Here is a 15,560-nt window from a genome sequence, read left to right on the forward strand (position 1 = left end):
CCGCTCGCCCGTGACCCCGCTTGCCATCACCGCGCTCTCGACCGTCAATGCGCTTGGCATCGGCCTCGATGCCACGGCGGAGGGCCTGTGGGCGAACCGTATTGCCCTGCGCCCCTGCGACTATGAGGATGCGCACATCGACACCCACATCGGCCGGGTGCCCGGGGTGGAGGACGTGACGCTGCCCACGGCGTTCGCCCGCTTCGACTGCCGCAACAACCGCCTGGCGGAGATGGCGGTCCGCGCCGATGGCTTCGAAGGGGCGGCACAGGCCGCGATCCGGCGCTATGGCGCGCACCGGGTCGCCCTGATCCTGGGCACCTCGACCTCCGGCGTCCGGGCGGGCGAAGTCGCATTTGCCAGGCGCGACCCGAAAACAGACGCGCTCCCGGACGACTTCCGCTTCCACGAAACCCACGATCACCATGCCCTGGCCTGGTATGTGTCGGAACGGCTCGGCATCGCGGGACCGACGATGACGGTCTCCACCGCCTGCTCCTCTTCGGCCAAGGTCTTTGCCGATGCCCATCAGTTAATCGAGGCCGGGTTGGTCGATGCCGCGATCGTCGGCGGGGCGGACTCGCTCTGTCTGATGACGCTGTACGGCTTCAAATCGCTGGACCTGCTGGACACCGGCCCGGCCCGGCCGAACGACGCGGACCGGCGCGGCATCTCGATCGGCGAGGGCGCCGGCCTGGCCCTGGTCGAGCGCGAGGTCGGCGAGCGCCCGGCACTGGCCCGATTGCTCGGCTACGGCGAAAGCTCGGACGCCCACCACATGTCCGCCCCGCACCCCACCGGTCTGGGCGCGGAGCTATCGATGCGTGCGGCACTCGAGCGCGCTGGCTTGGACCCTGGCGCGGTGGACTACATCAACCAGCACGGCACCGGCAGCACGCAAAACGACCAAAGCGAGACCCAGGCGATTGCCCGGGTGTTCGGCCCCCAACTGCGCTGCAGTTCCACCAAGGGCGCGACCGGCCATACGCTGGGCGCGGCCGGGATCATCGAAACGGCGATCTGTATCTGCGCGCTGACCCGGGGGTTCCGACCGGGCAACAGTAACCTGGAAACGCTGGACCCCGAGATTCCCACCACCGTGCAGCGCGCGAGCGAAGCGGCGAGCATCGACGTTGTGCTGATGAACTCCTTCGGTTTCGGCGGCAGCAACTGCAGCCTGCTGCTCGGCCACGGCGATGCCAGCGTGTCGGTTCCGGAGGCGCGCCAGCCATGATCGAGACCACCCTCCTCGGCATCGGTCTGCACGGCCCCGGCATGGCCGGCTGGGCGGACGGCGGCGCGGTCCTGGCCGGCCGTGTGCCTTACGACCCCGCCATCACCCCGCCGCCGCAACCCGAGAACCTGAGCCCGCGGGAACGTCGGCGGGTGTCCCAGGCGGTGCGCCTGGCACTGGCCGTGGGACAGGAATCCGTGCGCCATGCCCGTGTCGACCCAGGCGAGCTGCCGTCGGTGTTCGGCTGGGCGCATGGCGATGGCGCAACCGTCCAGCGCATCCTGATGGAGCTGTCGACCGACGAGCGCCACGTCTCGCCCAAGGACTTCCACCACTCGGTGCACAACGTCGCGGTCGGCTATTGGGCGATCGCGACCGGCTGCCACCGGGCCTGCACCAGCGTATCGGCCGGCGCCGATACCTTCCCCGCTGCGCTATTGAAGGCGATGGCACAGATCCGGGCCGATGGCGACCCGGTCCTGCTCGTGCTGTGCGATACGCCGTTTCCAGAGCCGCTCAACACCGTCTGCCCGGTCGGGGCGCCACTCGGCCTCGCCTTGGTGCTGGGGCCGCCCAGGCAACCCGGGGCGAAGGCGATCCTGCGCGCTGACTTCACCGCCGGAGGGACGGAGCCAACACCGCCCGAGATCCCGGCGCTGCGCGAACTGTGGCAGTATAACGCCGCTGCGCGTGCCCTGCCCGTCCTCACCGCCCTGGCACGCGGCGAGGCCATGCGGGAGGGCCTCCCCTACGGCGCCCACGCTCACCTAGACCTAGAGCTGACGCCGTGCTGAACGGCGGACTGCTGGACCGCGCGGGCATCGCCGCGCGCATTCCGCACGCCGGGGCGATGGTGCTGCTGGACACGGTGGTCGCCAGCGACGGCACGACGATCCATGCCCGCACCGACAGCCATCGGCGCCCCGATAACCCGCTACGCCGAGACGGTCGGCTGCACGCGATCGCCGGCAGCGAATACGGTGCGCAGGCGGCCGCCGTACATGGCCCCCTGCAAGCCGGCGCGCACGCCGTTGCCCAACCGGGCATGGTCGTCTCGGTACGCGAACTGAACTGGACGCGGGCGCGGCTGGACGATATCGACGGCCCGCTCGACGTGCACGCGACCTGCCTGCTGGCGACCCGGCAGCAGCTCGCCTATGCCTTTACCCTGGCGCACGCGGGCACGACGCTGGTCGAAGGAGAGGTCGGAATCATCCTGTCATGAGCGAGGGCGCATGAGCGAACAACCGCCGCGCCGGGCGCTGGTGACCGGCGGCAGCGGGGCGATCGGCGGGGCCATCTGCCGGACCCTGGCCGCCCAGGGCACTGAGGTCATCGTCCACGCCAACACCAACCTTGCCGGTGCCGAAACGGTTGTAGAGGCGATCCGCGCCGAGGGCGGCCGGGCGCAAGCGGTCGCCTTCGATGTCACCGACGCGGACGCGACGCAGGCCGCGCTCGAACGGCTCGGCGCGGACGGGACGATCCGGATCGCGGTGCACGCCGCCGGCATCCACGCCGACGCCACGATGGCCGGCATGGACCGGGCGAGCTGGAACCGGGTCGTCGACGTCTCGCTGAACGGCTTCTACAACGTCGTGCAGCCGCTCTTGCTGCCGATGACGCGAGGGCGCTGGGGCCGGGTGATCGCGGTTTCCTCGATCTCCGGCATCCTGGGCAACCGTGGGCAGACCAACTACGCCGCCGCCAAGGCCGGCCAGCACGGCGCGATCAAGTCGCTCGCCCAGGAAGTCGCCAGCCGCGGCATCACCGCCAACGCAGTCGCGCCGGGCGTGATCGCCACGCCGGACACCGAAGCCAGTTTCGACCCGGCGCGGATCAAGGAGCTGGTCCCGATGCGCCGCGCCGGCCAGCCGGAAGAGGTCGCCGAGCTGGTCGGCTTCCTCGCCTCCGACAAGGCCTCCTACATCACCGGTCAGGTGATCGCGGTCGCCGGGGGACTGGCTTAGCGCCGGCTGTCGCCGCCCCAGTCATCAGACACCTAAACGCTTAGGTGTCCGTGCCGTTTGCCGGGCGGATGCTCGACGCTTCGCGGACGATCTCCGTACGGAGGTTCTGGACCCAGCCGTTGTAGTTGGAGTGGATCTTCCCTTCCGCCGCATCATACTTGAGGTTCGTGCTGTCCTTATAGGTGATCGAGAAAGTCTGGGTGTTGTGCATGATGTCGACGACAGCGACATGGCTGCGGATCGGCAAGCGGCCGATCAAATGGCCAGGCTGATCCGGGTCGGCGCGCTGGATCTGCCAACCAAGCCTGCCACCCGCGCGCTTAATGGCGTTTTCGACCTCCATCATCTCCGTCGACGGCGGTGCGGAGAGGGAGGCCTCCTGAACGTTGTAGATATCGGAGGTGCGGCAGCCGGCCAGCGCGGCGACGAGCAGCACCGCCGCGACAAGGCGGAGCGCCCAGGCGCGCGGATCCAGGCCGGCAGTGGTCGAAGAGATAGTCCCCGTCATGATCGTCCCCCAGTAACGTACAAGCTTGACGCGCGGCCGGCCTCTATGGCCGGTGCTCCGCATCTACGGTCCCATGCCGGCGGTCGGCGCGCAATACGCGCACCAAGCCCGCAGGATCGAAACCGCGGGCCAAGAGCTTGCCCGTCACCATCGCGGTGATCGCCAGGGTATCGGCAAGCGGCCGGTAATAGCTGTGGCGCGGCGGCCGGGCGGGATAAACGGCGGGCACCGGCACCTCGACGATCCGCCAGCCGCGGCGGGCGGCCTCGATCAGCACCTCGCTCTCGAATACGAAGCCGCTCCGGCGTGCCGGCAAATCCAGCCGGTCGACCAAGCCGCCCGGATAGACGCGCAGGCCGCACTGCGTGTCCCCGATCCGCTGCCCAGCAGCCCAGGAAATAAAAAAGCCCGCGATCCGATTGGCGATCCGACGCGCGCGCGGCATTTCAGCCGTATCGTGCACCCGGCTGCCCAGCACTAGCATGTCCGGCGCCGCCCAGCTCAACAGCCGGGGAATATCGCGGGTACGGTGCTGGCCATCGGCGTCCAGCGTCACGACGGCGTCGAAGCCGGCCGTGCGTGCGGCTGCAAGCCCATCGATCAGGCTCGTCCCCTTGCCGGCGTTCTCGGCATGGCGGATCAGCTGAACGTCGAGCCGACCCGCTTCCGCCGCCGTGGCGTCGTGGGAGCCGTCGTCCACCACGATCACCTCGGCCAGCTGGGCCCGCACCCGCCGGATCAGATCGGCAATCGTGGCCGCTTCGTTGTAAGCCGGGATCAGGGCGACACAGCGACCCACCGACGGGCGCTCACGCACCAACGCGCCGGGCTCCCCAGCCGGGGCCATCCGGTCGGCTTCCTGCGCGTCCTCCCCCGAATCGAGACTGACGTCGCAGGCGCTCATTCCGCCGGCTCCGGCGGCGCGATGGCCGCGGGGCTCTGCTCCGGATCGCGGCGTTGCTCCAGCCAATAGAACAAACGGAAGGCCGCCAACCGCAGGTCCAGGTTGAGACCGTGGCGGGTGTCGCCGGCCAGCACCGACAGGACCGCCCGGCGCACGCCCAGAAGGTTGCGCGGGTTCATGAACATACGCTGCAACGCCGGCGTGTTGAACCGGCGGATGAACCAGGAAATCCGCTTCAGATCGCCTTCCACCAGCTTCTGGTGGCGGCGCAACAGGCGCGCCCCGCGCGCGGGATGATCGAGCAGGCGATCAATCGCCGCGGCAGCCGACTGCGCCCCGATCATCGCCAGGTGCACGCCACTGGAGAACACGGGATCGAGGAAGCAATAGCTATCGCCCAGCAGGAGATATCCGTCGCCGTACATCCGGTCGGCGCAGTAGCTGTAATTGCCGGTCCCGCGCACCGGGCTCACGCGCTCGGCGTGCTGGACCATCTCCCAGACCTCGGCACTGCGTTGCAGGGTCTCGGTATAGAAGTCCTCCAGGCTGCCCCGCCGGCGCTTGAAGTGCTCGGGCCCGCAGACAGCGCCGACCGAAACGCGTCCGTCCGGCAGCGGGATCATCCAGATCCACCCCTGGTCGAACCAGCACACCGCGATGTCGCCGTCGAGCCCCCAGTTGTCCCGTGAGACCCCACGCAAATGGGCGAAGATCGCAGCGGTGTTGTGCATGCGGTCGGGCTGCCGGTTGGTGAGCTTGCGCGCCAGCAGGCCATCACGCCCGGAGGCGTCGATCACGAAGCGCGCGCGGTCGGTGCGCCGGCCGATACCGTCGTCCACCGTCAGGACGCTGTCGCCCAGCCTCGGCGCGGCGCTGACCACCTCGGTGCGCTGATGCACGGTCACCCCGTTGGCTGCGGCATTGTTCAGCAGCAGGGCATCGAACGACGCGCGCTCGACATGGTAGGCATGTCCCGGGTTGGGATCGAGTGCCTGATCGAAGCGGAATACCTGGCGGCGGCCATGCTTGGGTGCGACGAACTCCGCCCCCGGCTTGAAGGTGCCCATCGCGCGCACCTGATCGTGCACGCCCAGATCCTCCAGCAACGGCACCGTCTTGGGCAGCAGCGATTCACCGACGTGGAATCGGGGATGCTGCGCCTTCTCGTACAGCACAACGGAACGCCCGCGCCGCGCCAGCAAGGTGGCCACGGTGGCCCCGCCCGGCCCCCCGCCGATGACGGCAACGTCGGCGGGTCCGCTGGGGTCGGGCGCGCCTGAGTCATCGGGCGGTTGGGTCACGTCGGCATCTCCCCTGCCTCAGACCGGGCGACCGGCCGGTAAGCCGCTCGCCTGACCGGTCCGAGACCGAAGGTGGGCCGAAACACGCCGGACCGCAACCGCCGCCCGCCCCGTAGCCGCCGCGGATCAGCGCAACAGGCCGCGGATCAACGACACCGCGAACAACACCAGGAAGATAACAAACAGGACCTTCGCGATCCCGGCAGCCGTACCGGCAACACCGCCGAAGCCCAGCCCGGCGGCGATCAGTGCGATCACGAGAAACGTCAGAGACCAACCCAACATGTAAACCTCACCTTTGTCATGAAACGTATTGGCGGCGCCACGTGACGCCGTCATGCATAGACCTGATGGCCAATACCCCGCGGCAAAACACCGGTCATCGGCAAATCACGCTGGGCTCACAAGCCGCGAACCTATACTACCGCAACTGTTCAAGCTAATCGCCTCATAATCCTACCTAATGCGCGACCGGTTTGTTGACGACACCGGCTGCGGAACGACACAAGCTCGGGTGTTCAAAACCACCGGGATATGCGTCCCGCAACTACGCGATCAAATCAGGTTTCTCACACCACCCGGCCGTCGCGCAGCCGCACCACGCGGTCGGCGACATCGAAATAGCGCTCGTCGTGCGAGATCACGATCAGCGTTTTGCCCTGCCGTTGCAGGTCCGGCAGCAGTTCCCGGTAGAAGATCTGACGGAACGCGGGGTCCTGGTCGGCCGCCCATTCGTCGAACACCATGATCGGCCGGCGTTCCAGATATCCCTGAACCAACGCCAGCCGCCGGCGCTGTCCGCTCGACAGGTCGAGCGTCGAGAAACGACCTTCGTTCAGGCGGACCTTGTGCGCCAGCTCCAGACGTTCGAGGTAGGCCTGCGCGTCGGCCGCCAGCTCCGGGTCGTTCTCCGGCAGCTGTTCGAACAGGTGATGGTCGCTGAAGACCGTCGTAAACAGTTGACGGTAATGGTCCCGGTCGGAAGCGGACACGGGCGCGCCGTCCCACAGCACCTGCCCTTCCGAAGGGGGGTAGAGGGCCATCAGCAGCTTCAGGAGCGTGGTCTTGCCCGACCCGTTCTCCCCCACCACGAACAATATCTCGCCGGCCCGCACCGTAAGATCAATCGGTCCCAGAACGAACGGGTCCGTGCCTTCGGTTTTGGGAAAACGATAGCTGACGCCCACCAGGCGAATCACCTCGGGCACGGCAGGCTCGGCGTCCGCTGCGCGCGCGGCCAGATGCGGCTCGGGCGAGGCGAAGCGCGCCGAGAGATCGGCGATCTTCTCGAACGCGACCTTGGCCCGCGTGACGTTCGCGAGCGACTGCAGCACCTGGTCGACCGGCCCCTTCATATAAAGCAGGACCAGCACGTAACCGCTGAGCACTTCCGCCGGGATCGGCTCGATCCAGGCGGCCCAGCCGAACAGCGCGCCGATGACCAGGAAGAACAGGGCCGAGCCGACCGCGTTGCCGATCACGAAGGTGTTGATCGCGCGCTGATTGACGTCACGGATCCGGGCGATCGTCGGCTCAATCTGCCCGTCCAATAGCTGCGCCCGACGGGTCAGGTTGAGCCGCAGCTCCTTCGCGCCGTCGCTCAACACCCGGTAGGCCTTGTGCAGTTCGTCCTCGTGCTGTCGCGCCGTCCAGAAGCCGCGGATGCCGCGACGGGTGATCCGGTATTGGACCGCCGTTCCCATCGCGAGCAGACACAGCGTCAGAACGAACAGCGGCACCGAGAGAACCGCCATGTAGACGAGACAGCCGAGCACCACCGCGAGCGAGATCACGAAACCGGCAAACACGAAGGCCACGTCGCTGATCATATCGACATCGTGCGTCAGTACCGGCATCAGCCGATGGCTCCGGAAACGCTCCAAGGCGTCGATCGGCGCGGACAGGATCTGGCGGGCCAACTGCCCGCGCACCCGCGCTACCAGCCGCTGCCCGACGATGTTGATGCAGATGTCGGAAGCCACCCGCCCCGCCAGCGTCACCAGGCACAACCCGGCGAATCCCAGGGCCAATTGGCGCGGCCACGCGCCCGCGGTGTGGAGCGTCTGGTTGATCACCGACAGCAGGGCGACCGTCCCGATGCTAGCGCACGCACCGCAGACGACCGCCAGCAGCAAGATGCCCGCAAAGGGCCGCAGCAGGCCGACAATCCCTTTCATCGCCCCGCCTGCCGGACCTTGGGGAGCGGACACAGGCTGCCGCAGGTGTCCACCCCGGCCAGCCGGTAGCGCAGGCAACAGACCTTGCGCCGGCGCACCGGCGTACCGGCGTCGTCGAGATAGCGGATGTGGCCGGCGAACGGGCTGGCATCCGCGGCCTCCGGCGCCTGCGGATCGATCCAGCGCCTGGCCGCCGCCAGCGCGGCGCGGTCGGCCTCCGGCCGGGCGGCGGCGACGCGGACCGCCCATTCGTAATAGTGCGCGGCGTTCCCCCAGAGCAGCCGCGGCGACACACGGCTCCAGCCCGCGAGCGCGGCCACCAGGGGACCGAGGTGCCCCGCCATCAGACCTTCCGACAGCAGGTCGTCGGGGGTGCCGGGCGCGGTCGCGCCGGCGTACCGGATCGCCTCGGGTTCGCCGTCCGCGGACAGCAGAATCTCCGTCTCCGCGAGGCGCATCGGAAGATGCTGGCCCGCGAGCACGACGAGGGCCACTGTGGGCGGGATCACCGTGCCGAAGTATTTGAGCGTCCAGAACGAGACCGCAGCCACGCGCGCGTCCGTCGGCCAGCGCGCGGCGAACGGTGTCACTACCCGGTCCAACATGGTGGGGGTCATCAGGTCCGCCGACTGCACGGCCGGGCGCGGATCGTCCGGGCCAGCCACCTTGCCTTGCAGGACCGCAAGGTCGCCGGTCAGCAGGGCCCCCAGATCCAGGCCCGGCGCGCGGGCTGTGCGTCCCACGCTCATCCCCGGCGCGCCAAAAGCCACAGAAAATACGGCGCGCCGACGAAGGTCGCCAGAATCCCGGCAGGGATCTCGTAGGGGAAGTGCAGCGACCGGCCGAGCCAATCCGCCGCCACCATGATCGCCGCCCCGATCAGCATCGCGGCCAGAAGTTGGTGGCGGGCCCGCACGAACCCGGCCATGCGCGCCATGTGCGGCGCCATCAGACCGACGAAGGTCAAGGGACCGGTCAGCAGGGTGGCACCAGCGGTCAGCACGGCCGAGATCGACAGCAGCAGCAGCCGGCTCCGGCCGACGCGTACGCCCAGGGCTTGGCTCGTCGTCGCGCCGAGCGGCAAGAGACCCAGCCACCGCACAGTCAACAGGCTCAGCCCCAGGCCGAGCGCGAGCAGCAGCGCCCCGGCCAGCGCCGGCAGCGCGCCGGCCCGGAAGGTCGGACCGGTGATCCAGACCAGGACGTAGCTGGCACGCGGATCGCCGCTGGCGACCACCAACGAGACCACGCTGGTGAACAGCGTTCCGAGCGCGACACCGCACAGCAGCACGTGATTCGGCGCGAAGCGCACCGACCGGGCCAACAGCAGCAACAGCGGAAACACCAGCAGCGCCCCCAAGGTGGCCGCGACGAGCTGCGTGACGGGCGACATCCCGGCCCCCAGGAACAGCGCGGCGATCACCCCGAGCGCGGCGCCGGAACTGACCCCCAACACCTCCGGGCTGGCCAGCGCATTGCCGGTCGTGCGCTGCACGATCGTCCCGGCGAGCGCCAGCATGCCGCCCGCCGTCAGGGAGGCCAGCACCCGCGGCCAGCGGCCGCCGATCAATTCCATGAGTGGAAGCTGCCCCACCTGAACGTGTTCGCTCAACGACAGGGCGACGACGATGGTCAGTCCGACAGCTGTCAGCCCAAGCGCCAGACGGGGAATCCGGAGCCGTCGCGCCGCCGTGCCGACGAGCTGGTCGGCCGTGTCGGCGAGCGGCATCGACTTGATCAAGACGAGCAGCAACGGCGCCCCCAACATCGCGGTCGCGATTCCGGTCGGTACCTGGGCGATCCAGCGGGCCGCGAGTTGCACGACCCCGTCGGCCAGCAGCAGCAGCGCCGCACCGAGCAGCGGGGCCCAGACGAGCCGCGCGCGGAACGTCCGCGCCCCCGCGACGCGCGCCAGATGCGGCGCGGCCAAGCCGATGAACCCGACCACGCCCACGGCGCTGGCAACCGCCGCAGCCAGAGCCGTCGCGACCGCGAGCGCCAACAGACGCACCCGCCGCAAGGGCACACCCAGGCTGGTGGCGCTAGTGTCGTCGAGCCCGGCGACCGTCAGCGGCCGGAGCAGCGGCACCAGCAGCAGTATTCCCAACGCCAGACGCCAGGCCAGCGCCTGCGCCTGTCCCCAGTCGTTCTGCAGCAGCGAACCGCTGGACCAGATGAACACGCTCCGCAGGAACTCGTACTGGAAGATTCCGAGCAGCGCCGTCGCCGAACCGGCAACCAGGCTGATGATCAAGCCGGCCAGGATCAGCGTGATCGGCGACAGGCTGCGCCGCCAGGCGATCGCGAAAACCAGCGCCATCGCGCCCGCGGCCCCGCAGAACGCGGCCAGATCGCGGGTCACGCCCAGGAACAGGCCCGGGGTCACGAGCGCCCCGATCGTCACGCCAAGCTGCGCGCCGGAGAGGATGCCAAGCGTCGAGGGCTCGGCCAGGGGATTGCGGAGCACCTGCTGGAACACCGTCCCCGACAGGCCGAGCGCCACGCCGACCAGCACCGCCACCACCGCGCGCGGCAGCAGGGCGTGATGCACGAAAACGTCCGCGAAGCGCGTCGGATCGGGGGCGACCGCCACGTCGGCCAGGCGGTCCAGCGCAACGTGCTGTGCCAATCCCGCCAGCAGCAGGCCCAGCGCGGGCACGACGAGGGCGAGCAGCAGTTGTGCCGGCGACAGCCTCACGACGACGCCCCGGGCTGTAAAACGCGCGAGATCTGCTCGGCGAACCGCATCGCCGACGGCAATGCTCCGAACACCCAGGTCGGCGGAATCTGCACGACCCGCCCTTCGCGCACCGGCGGCAGGCTGCGCCACAGGGCGCTGGTCTTCAGACTGTCGGGCGGCCCGGGCGCGATCACCACCAGACGGGCGTCGGGCACGCGCGCAACCGCATCCAGGCCGGCCATGCCGAAGCCCCAGATGTTGGTCTCTTCCGTCCACGCGTTGGCAAGGCCCAGGTGCTGCAGAACGGCGTCGAACAGGCTGCCATCGCCGTAAACATCGACGTGGCGGGCATCGCTGAACTTGAAGATCAGCACCGGCCGCCCGTCATAGCCGGCCAGACGCTGACGGGCGCGTTCCAACGTCTCCGACAGGCGCTGGCGGAAGGCGGCCGCCTGCGCTTGCCGCCCGGTGCGGTCGGCGATCGCTTGCAGCGCCGCGTCCGCGAGACGATAGGGCGCCCGCTGCTGGCTGTAGATCTCGAGCGGCAAGGTCGGCGCGATCGACTTGAGACGTGCGGTCGGCACACCGTAGCCCGCCAGCGAAACGATCAGGTCGGGCGACAGGGCCCGCAAGCGCTCCAGATTCGGCCAGGTGCGCAGACCGAGATCGACCACCTCCGGCGGCAACTCGGGCGTGACCACCCGCCGCCGATAGAGCGGCGCTTCCGCAACGGCCAGCGGGGTCAATTGAAGGGCCAGCACGGTTTCGGCCAGCCCCCAATCCAGCACCGCCAACCGGGGCCCGGCGGCAGCGGCCGACACCGGAAGGACGGGCAAAAACGCGGCGAGCGGCAGTCCGGTCACGAACTGCCGCCGCGTCATCGAGGGTAAAGGGGAGACCGGGGAGCCTACGCCCCCCGGCCTCCCGCCCGGCGTCGAGCGATCGAACGTCACGCGCGGCGCTACCAGTTGTATTTCAGCGTCGCGTAGACCGTGCGTCCGACACCGTAGTAGCAGCCGGTCGCCGACAGGCAGGTGGCGACGTACTTCTCGTCCAACACGTTGTTGACATCGAGCGAGACCTGCAGTCCCGCAAAGTCATTGCTGAGCGCGCCCAGGTCATAACGCACACCGGCATCGAACAGGGTGTAGGAATCGATGTCGTAGGTATTCCCGGTATCGCCGTAAGTCTGGCCGACGTAGCGGGCACCGCCACCGAGCCCCAGCCCCCGCAACGGGCCGTCCTGGAACTCGTAGTCGACCCAGCCGGATGCCTGGTGCTTCGGCACGAACTGCAGGCGATTACCTTCGTCGCTGTTGCCCGAGCTATCCGGGTTGTCTTTCGTAATCTCGCTTTCGGTATAGGCATAGGAACCGACAAGCGACAGCCCTTCGGTCAACTGGGCCTTGCCTTCGAGTTCCAGCCCCCGGACCTCCACTTCGCCGGTCTGCACGTTGAAGCTGGTGTTCACCGGGTCCGGCGTCAGCACGTTGGTGCGCGTGAGCTGGTAGGCCGAGACCGTCACGAAGCTGTTCCAGTTGGCCGGCTGGAACTTGACGCCGGCCTCGATCTGCTCACCCTCCGTCGGATCGAACGGCTCGCCGTTGCGGTTCGTACCGCCCTCCGGATCGAACGAGGTCGAGTAGCTGGCGTAAGGCGCCAGACCGTTATCGAACAGATAGGTCAAGCCGACGCGGCCGGTGAACGCGCCGTCGTCCTGATCGCTGCTCGACGTGCCACTGCCCAGCCGCCAGGTGTCGGTTTCCGTCTCCGCCCAGTCATAGCGGCCGCCGAGCGTCAGGGTGAAGCCGTGGAAGCCGATCTGGTCCTGCGCATAAAGGCCGAGCTGCGACTGCGTCTGGTCGATCTGCAACCCCGGATCGGGCCGTGTCACCGACGCGCCGTACTGCGGATCGTAAGCGTTGAACGTCCCCGGCAGGATCGTCAGCTGGGTTTCGGTGAACGAGCTGTCCTCGAAGGAATAGTCGACCCCGACCAACGTCGTGTGATCCAGCGGCCCGGTCGCATAGTCGGCGATCACCTGATTGTCGACCGTGAAGAGCTGCGAGGTTTCCGGGAACCCCCAGGCATACCGCATCAGCGCAGACGGGTCGCAGGTGCCATTACAGAACGCCTGAACGCGCTGCGTATCGACGTCGACGTCGGCATAGCGCAGGTTCTGACGCAGCGTGAAGGTCTCGTCCAACTCGTGCTCGGCCTCGTAGCCGACGAACCACTGCTGATTCTCGAACAGATCGTAGTCTGGCTCGCCGACGAAGGTCTCGCGCGGCAGTTCGCCGTAGCCATCGGTGTAGAGGGTGCCATTGGCCGGCAGCGCCGGAGCGCCGCCACCGCCTTCCGAGCGCACCTCTTGATACTCGGCGAACAGTGTCAAGCTGGTCCCGTCGCTCGGCACCCACTTGAGCGAGGGCGCGACGTAGGCCTTCTGCTCGTCAACGTGGTCGAACTCCGTGTCGCTGTCGCGGCCGAGCAGGACCAGCCGCCCCTGCAACTCGCCGCTGTCGATCAGGCTGCCGCTCAGGTCGGCGGCGGCCTGCTTGCGGGCGTGGCTGCCGGTCTGCAGCAGCACCTCCCGGATCGGCTCCTCCGTCGGCCGTTTCTTGACCATGTTGACGGTGCCGCCCGGCGCCCCCTGCCCGTAGAGGATCGATGCAGGCCCCTTCAGAACCTCGACACGCTCCAGGCCATAGGTCTCGATCCGCGGCTGGGAATAGCCCCGCGCGCCATAGGGCAGGCGAAGGCCGTCCAGATAACGGCCCGGCGTGAAGCCCCGTACCGTTAGCCAGTCGTGGCGCAGGTCGTTGTCGCCGTACTGCGCGACGACACCGGGGGTATAGCCCAGGCTCTGCGCGACACTCTGCACCCCCTGATCTTCCATCTGATCGCGGGTGACCACGTTCACCGCCTGCGGCGTCTCGATCAGCGGCGTGTCGGTCTTGGTCCCCGTGGCGCTGCGGGAAGCGACATAGCCATCGACCGGGCCGCGCGCTTCCTCGCCGTCGCCTTCCACGACGATCGGCCCGAGCGCGGCTTCATCGTCCCCGCCAGAAGACTCCAACACGACCGTGCCATCCTCGCTGAAGCTCCAGACGATCCCGGTGCCGGTCAGCATGATGTCCAACGCCTCGGCCAGCGTGTAGCGGCCCGAGAGTTCCGGCGCGCTCTGGCGCGCGACCAGCTCCGACGGGAAGAGGATTCGAGCATTCGCCGCATCCGCCAAGCGGGTCAGCGCCTGCCCCAAGTCCATCGCCGGCATGTCGAGCTGCACCGTGCTGGCCGCAAGCTGCGTGGCAGCCGCGCGGTCTGCGGTCGTGGGTGCGTTGCCTGTGGCATCAGCTGCAACGGCATCCGTGAGCGGCAGCGACAGCGCGGCCAGTGTCATGGCCCCAAACATGCCCGCAGAGCACAACAACTCCGTGCGCCCGCGACGCGGCGCGCCGAGCGGCCGTAAAGTCCGTGTCATTCCCCATCCCCCTTAAGCGAAGCCGAGACAACGGCCCAAATGCAAATGCGACCAATTCGCATTCCCAGGGATGACGAAACGGCGGACAGAAGTTTGCAGCAGTCGTGCGAAAAAATTTTCCGCGGCCGCGTGCGACACGCCACGCGCGGGCACGCCAGACCTCAGCTGGCCCGCCAATTCTGCAGGGATATCAGGCAGATAATGCGCGCCCTAGCGGATCACCGTCAGGAACGGCAGCCGGTGAACCTGGACCGGAAGGGTCCGGTCGATCGCGTTCAGAAGGCTCTCGGTGTCGGCGAGCTCGAAGACGCCCGTGACCCGCAAATCCGCCGCGGCGCTGTCGAGAATGACGATCGGCGCACGCCGGTAACGCGCGGCAATCGCCACGACATCGCCCAACCGCTCGCGGTCAACGATCAGCTTGCCGCGATGCCACGCCGCCAATACCGCCGGATCGCCAACATGCCGAACATCGAAATGCCCGGCATCGTCGTAGTGCGCCCGGTCCCCGGCCAGCAGGCGGCGCGGCGCGGTGGCCTGCGCACTGTGCCGGGGCGGCCGAACGTCGACCTGCCCTTCCAGGACCGTTACGCGAGCACCGTGCGCGGCCCGGGTGACCTGGAAAATCGTTCCGACAGCCCGCGCCCGTCCATCGGCCGCCACGACGTCGAACGGGCGGTTAGGCTCCTTCTGAACATCGAAAATCGCGCGACCCGTGTGCAGGTGCACGGTCCGGGACTCGGCCGTGAAATCGATCGAGGCGCTGCTGGCCGCATCCAGTTGCAGTATGGACCCATCGGGCAAGGTGATATCCCGGCGCTCGCCAACGCCAGTGACATAGTCGCTATACAACCCGCTGAGCGGACCTAAAGCCCCGCTTCCTCCCAGCACGGTCAACGCCACCCCCGCCGCCAACGCGCCGCCAAGCAGCTTACGGCGTGTGAGACTGCCGGAACTTCCAGTCGCAGGCTCCGGAGCCGCCGGCCGCACCGGAACCTCCGGAACGCTCGCCGGCCGTGGCAACGCGTCGAAATCGTCCCACAAGCGTTCTGCTTCCAACGCCGCGGCCTGGTGCGCCGGGCTCTTCGCCTTCCAGGCGCGATACGCGGCCGCCTCGAAGTCGCTCGCCTCGCCGGACGTCAGCCGCACGCGCCAATCCAAAGCTTGATCGAGCAGATCCCGTCGGACGCTATCGTTGCGATAGGAGGGCAGCGTCATCTCCGTCTACAGCGCTTTCCAGTAGAGCTGGGATCGCCTGAACACGAGCCCTTACTGTTAAGGACGATCTGGCGATGGGATTCT

14 protein-coding genes are annotated in these 15,560 nt (G+C 68.3%); 4 read left to right on the forward strand and 10 right to left on the reverse strand.

The genetic code is table 11. The features are described 5' to 3' along the window. Window positions 1-10 precede the first annotated feature (10 nt). From RHOSA_RS0100260 to fabG, 4 genes are read left to right on the forward strand one after another with little or no spacing between them, the layout of a single operon-like run. Window positions 11-1,234, forward strand: a complete 1,224-nt coding sequence (locus RHOSA_RS0100260) for a beta-ketoacyl-[acyl-carrier-protein] synthase family protein (RefSeq protein WP_027287103.1) — start codon at window positions 11-13, stop codon at window positions 1,232-1,234. Continuing rightward, the gene (locus RHOSA_RS0100265; protein WP_027287104.1) at window positions 1,231-2,028 is read left to right on the forward strand and encodes a beta-ketoacyl synthase chain length factor; all 798 of its coding nucleotides are present in this window, start codon (window positions 1,231-1,233) and stop codon (window positions 2,026-2,028) included. The genes RHOSA_RS0100260 and RHOSA_RS0100265 overlap by 4 nt, the downstream gene beginning before the upstream one ends. Next, the gene (locus RHOSA_RS0100270) at window positions 2,022-2,459 is read left to right on the forward strand and encodes a hotdog family protein (RefSeq protein ID WP_200372098.1); all 438 of its coding nucleotides are present in this window, start codon (window positions 2,022-2,024) and stop codon (window positions 2,457-2,459) included. Before RHOSA_RS0100265 ends, RHOSA_RS0100270 begins: the two co-directional genes overlap by 7 nt. 10 nt (window positions 2,460-2,469) lie before the next feature. Further along, entirely contained in the window at window positions 2,470-3,204 is a 735-nt protein-coding gene (fabG, locus tag RHOSA_RS0100275) for a 3-oxoacyl-ACP reductase FabG (RefSeq protein ID WP_027287106.1), read from the forward strand. A gap of 40 nt (window positions 3,205-3,244) precedes the next feature. On the opposite strand, the gene RHOSA_RS0100280 is transcribed toward fabG, so the two are convergent. The 10 genes from RHOSA_RS0100280 to RHOSA_RS19460 form a co-directional block, all read right to left on the reverse strand. Next, entirely contained in the window at window positions 3,245-3,712 is a 468-nt protein-coding gene (locus RHOSA_RS0100280) for a hypothetical protein (protein ID WP_051431648.1), read from the reverse strand. A 43-nt stretch (window positions 3,713-3,755) separates the two neighbouring features. After that, on the reverse strand, window positions 3,756-4,616 hold the full coding sequence (locus RHOSA_RS0100285) for a glycosyltransferase family 2 protein (protein WP_200372099.1): 861 nt from the start codon (window positions 4,614-4,616) through the stop codon (window positions 3,756-3,758). Then, a complete protein-coding gene (locus RHOSA_RS19445; protein ID WP_051431649.1) occupies window positions 4,613-5,917 on the reverse strand; it encodes an NAD(P)/FAD-dependent oxidoreductase in 1,305 nt (434 codons plus the stop codon). Before RHOSA_RS19445 ends, RHOSA_RS0100285 begins: the two co-directional genes overlap by 4 nt. 126 nt (window positions 5,918-6,043) lie before the next feature. Further along, window positions 6,044-6,202: a DUF1328 domain-containing protein gene (locus tag RHOSA_RS24550; RefSeq protein ID WP_027287109.1), complete on the reverse strand. Its 159-nt coding sequence runs from the start codon at window positions 6,200-6,202 to the stop codon at window positions 6,044-6,046. Window positions 6,203-6,486: 284 nt separating this feature from the next. Then, entirely contained in the window at window positions 6,487-8,094 is a 1,608-nt protein-coding gene (locus RHOSA_RS0100300; RefSeq protein WP_027287110.1) for a cyclic peptide export ABC transporter, read from the reverse strand. Further along, window positions 8,091-8,843: a siderophore-iron reductase FhuF gene (fhuF, locus tag RHOSA_RS23880; RefSeq protein ID WP_027287111.1), complete on the reverse strand. Its 753-nt coding sequence runs from the start codon at window positions 8,841-8,843 to the stop codon at window positions 8,091-8,093. The genes RHOSA_RS0100300 and fhuF overlap by 4 nt, the downstream gene beginning before the upstream one ends. Continuing rightward, window positions 8,840-10,792: a Fe(3+)-hydroxamate ABC transporter permease FhuB gene (gene fhuB, locus RHOSA_RS0100310; RefSeq protein WP_027287112.1), complete on the reverse strand. Its 1,953-nt coding sequence runs from the start codon at window positions 10,790-10,792 to the stop codon at window positions 8,840-8,842. Before fhuB ends, fhuF begins: the two co-directional genes overlap by 4 nt. Continuing rightward, entirely contained in the window at window positions 10,789-11,637 is an 849-nt protein-coding gene (locus RHOSA_RS19455) for an ABC transporter substrate-binding protein (protein WP_200372100.1), read from the reverse strand. The genes fhuB and RHOSA_RS19455 overlap by 4 nt, the downstream gene beginning before the upstream one ends. A gap of 98 nt (window positions 11,638-11,735) precedes the next feature. Further along, a complete protein-coding gene (locus tag RHOSA_RS0100320; protein ID WP_027287113.1) occupies window positions 11,736-14,177 on the reverse strand; it encodes a TonB-dependent siderophore receptor in 2,442 nt (813 codons plus the stop codon). Between the two features lie 291 nt (window positions 14,178-14,468). Beyond that, on the reverse strand, window positions 14,469-15,476 hold the full coding sequence (locus RHOSA_RS19460) for a FecR family protein (RefSeq protein ID WP_051431650.1): 1,008 nt from the start codon (window positions 15,474-15,476) through the stop codon (window positions 14,469-14,471). Window positions 15,477-15,560 lie beyond the last annotated feature (84 nt).

Origin of the sequence: Rhodovibrio salinarum DSM 9154 (genome assembly GCF_000515255.1) — a bacterium.
In the GTDB taxonomy this organism is placed as follows: Bacteria; Pseudomonadota; Alphaproteobacteria; order Kiloniellales; family Rhodovibrionaceae; genus Rhodovibrio; species Rhodovibrio salinarum.

Excerpts from the sequence above, each read along its gene's own strand:
- RHOSA_RS0100265 (WP_027287104.1), top strand. The coding sequence starts at position 1,231 with ATGATCGAGACCACCCTCCTCGGCATCGGTCTGCACGGCCCCGGCATG.
- fabG (WP_027287106.1), top strand. The coding sequence starts at position 2,470 with ATGAGCGAACAACCGCCGCGCCGGGCGCTGGTGACCGGCGGCAGCGGG.
- RHOSA_RS0100280 (WP_051431648.1), bottom strand. The coding sequence starts at position 3,712 with ATGACGGGGACTATCTCTTCGACCACTGCCGGCCTGGATCCGCGCGCC.
- RHOSA_RS0100285 (WP_200372099.1), bottom strand. The coding sequence starts at position 4,616 with ATGAGCGCCTGCGACGTCAGTCTCGATTCGGGGGAGGACGCGCAGGAA.
- RHOSA_RS24550 (WP_027287109.1), bottom strand. The coding sequence starts at position 6,202 with ATGTTGGGTTGGTCTCTGACGTTTCTCGTGATCGCACTGATCGCCGCC.
- RHOSA_RS0100300 (WP_027287110.1), bottom strand. The coding sequence starts at position 8,094 with ATGAAAGGGATTGTCGGCCTGCTGCGGCCCTTTGCGGGCATCTTGCTG.
- fhuF (WP_027287111.1), bottom strand. The coding sequence starts at position 8,843 with ATGAGCGTGGGACGCACAGCCCGCGCGCCGGGCCTGGATCTGGGGGCC.
- RHOSA_RS0100320 (WP_027287113.1), bottom strand. The coding sequence starts at position 14,177 with ATGACACTGGCCGCGCTGTCGCTGCCGCTCACGGATGCCGTTGCAGCT.
- RHOSA_RS19460 (WP_051431650.1), bottom strand. The coding sequence starts at position 15,476 with ATGACGCTGCCCTCCTATCGCAACGATAGCGTCCGACGGGATCTGCTC.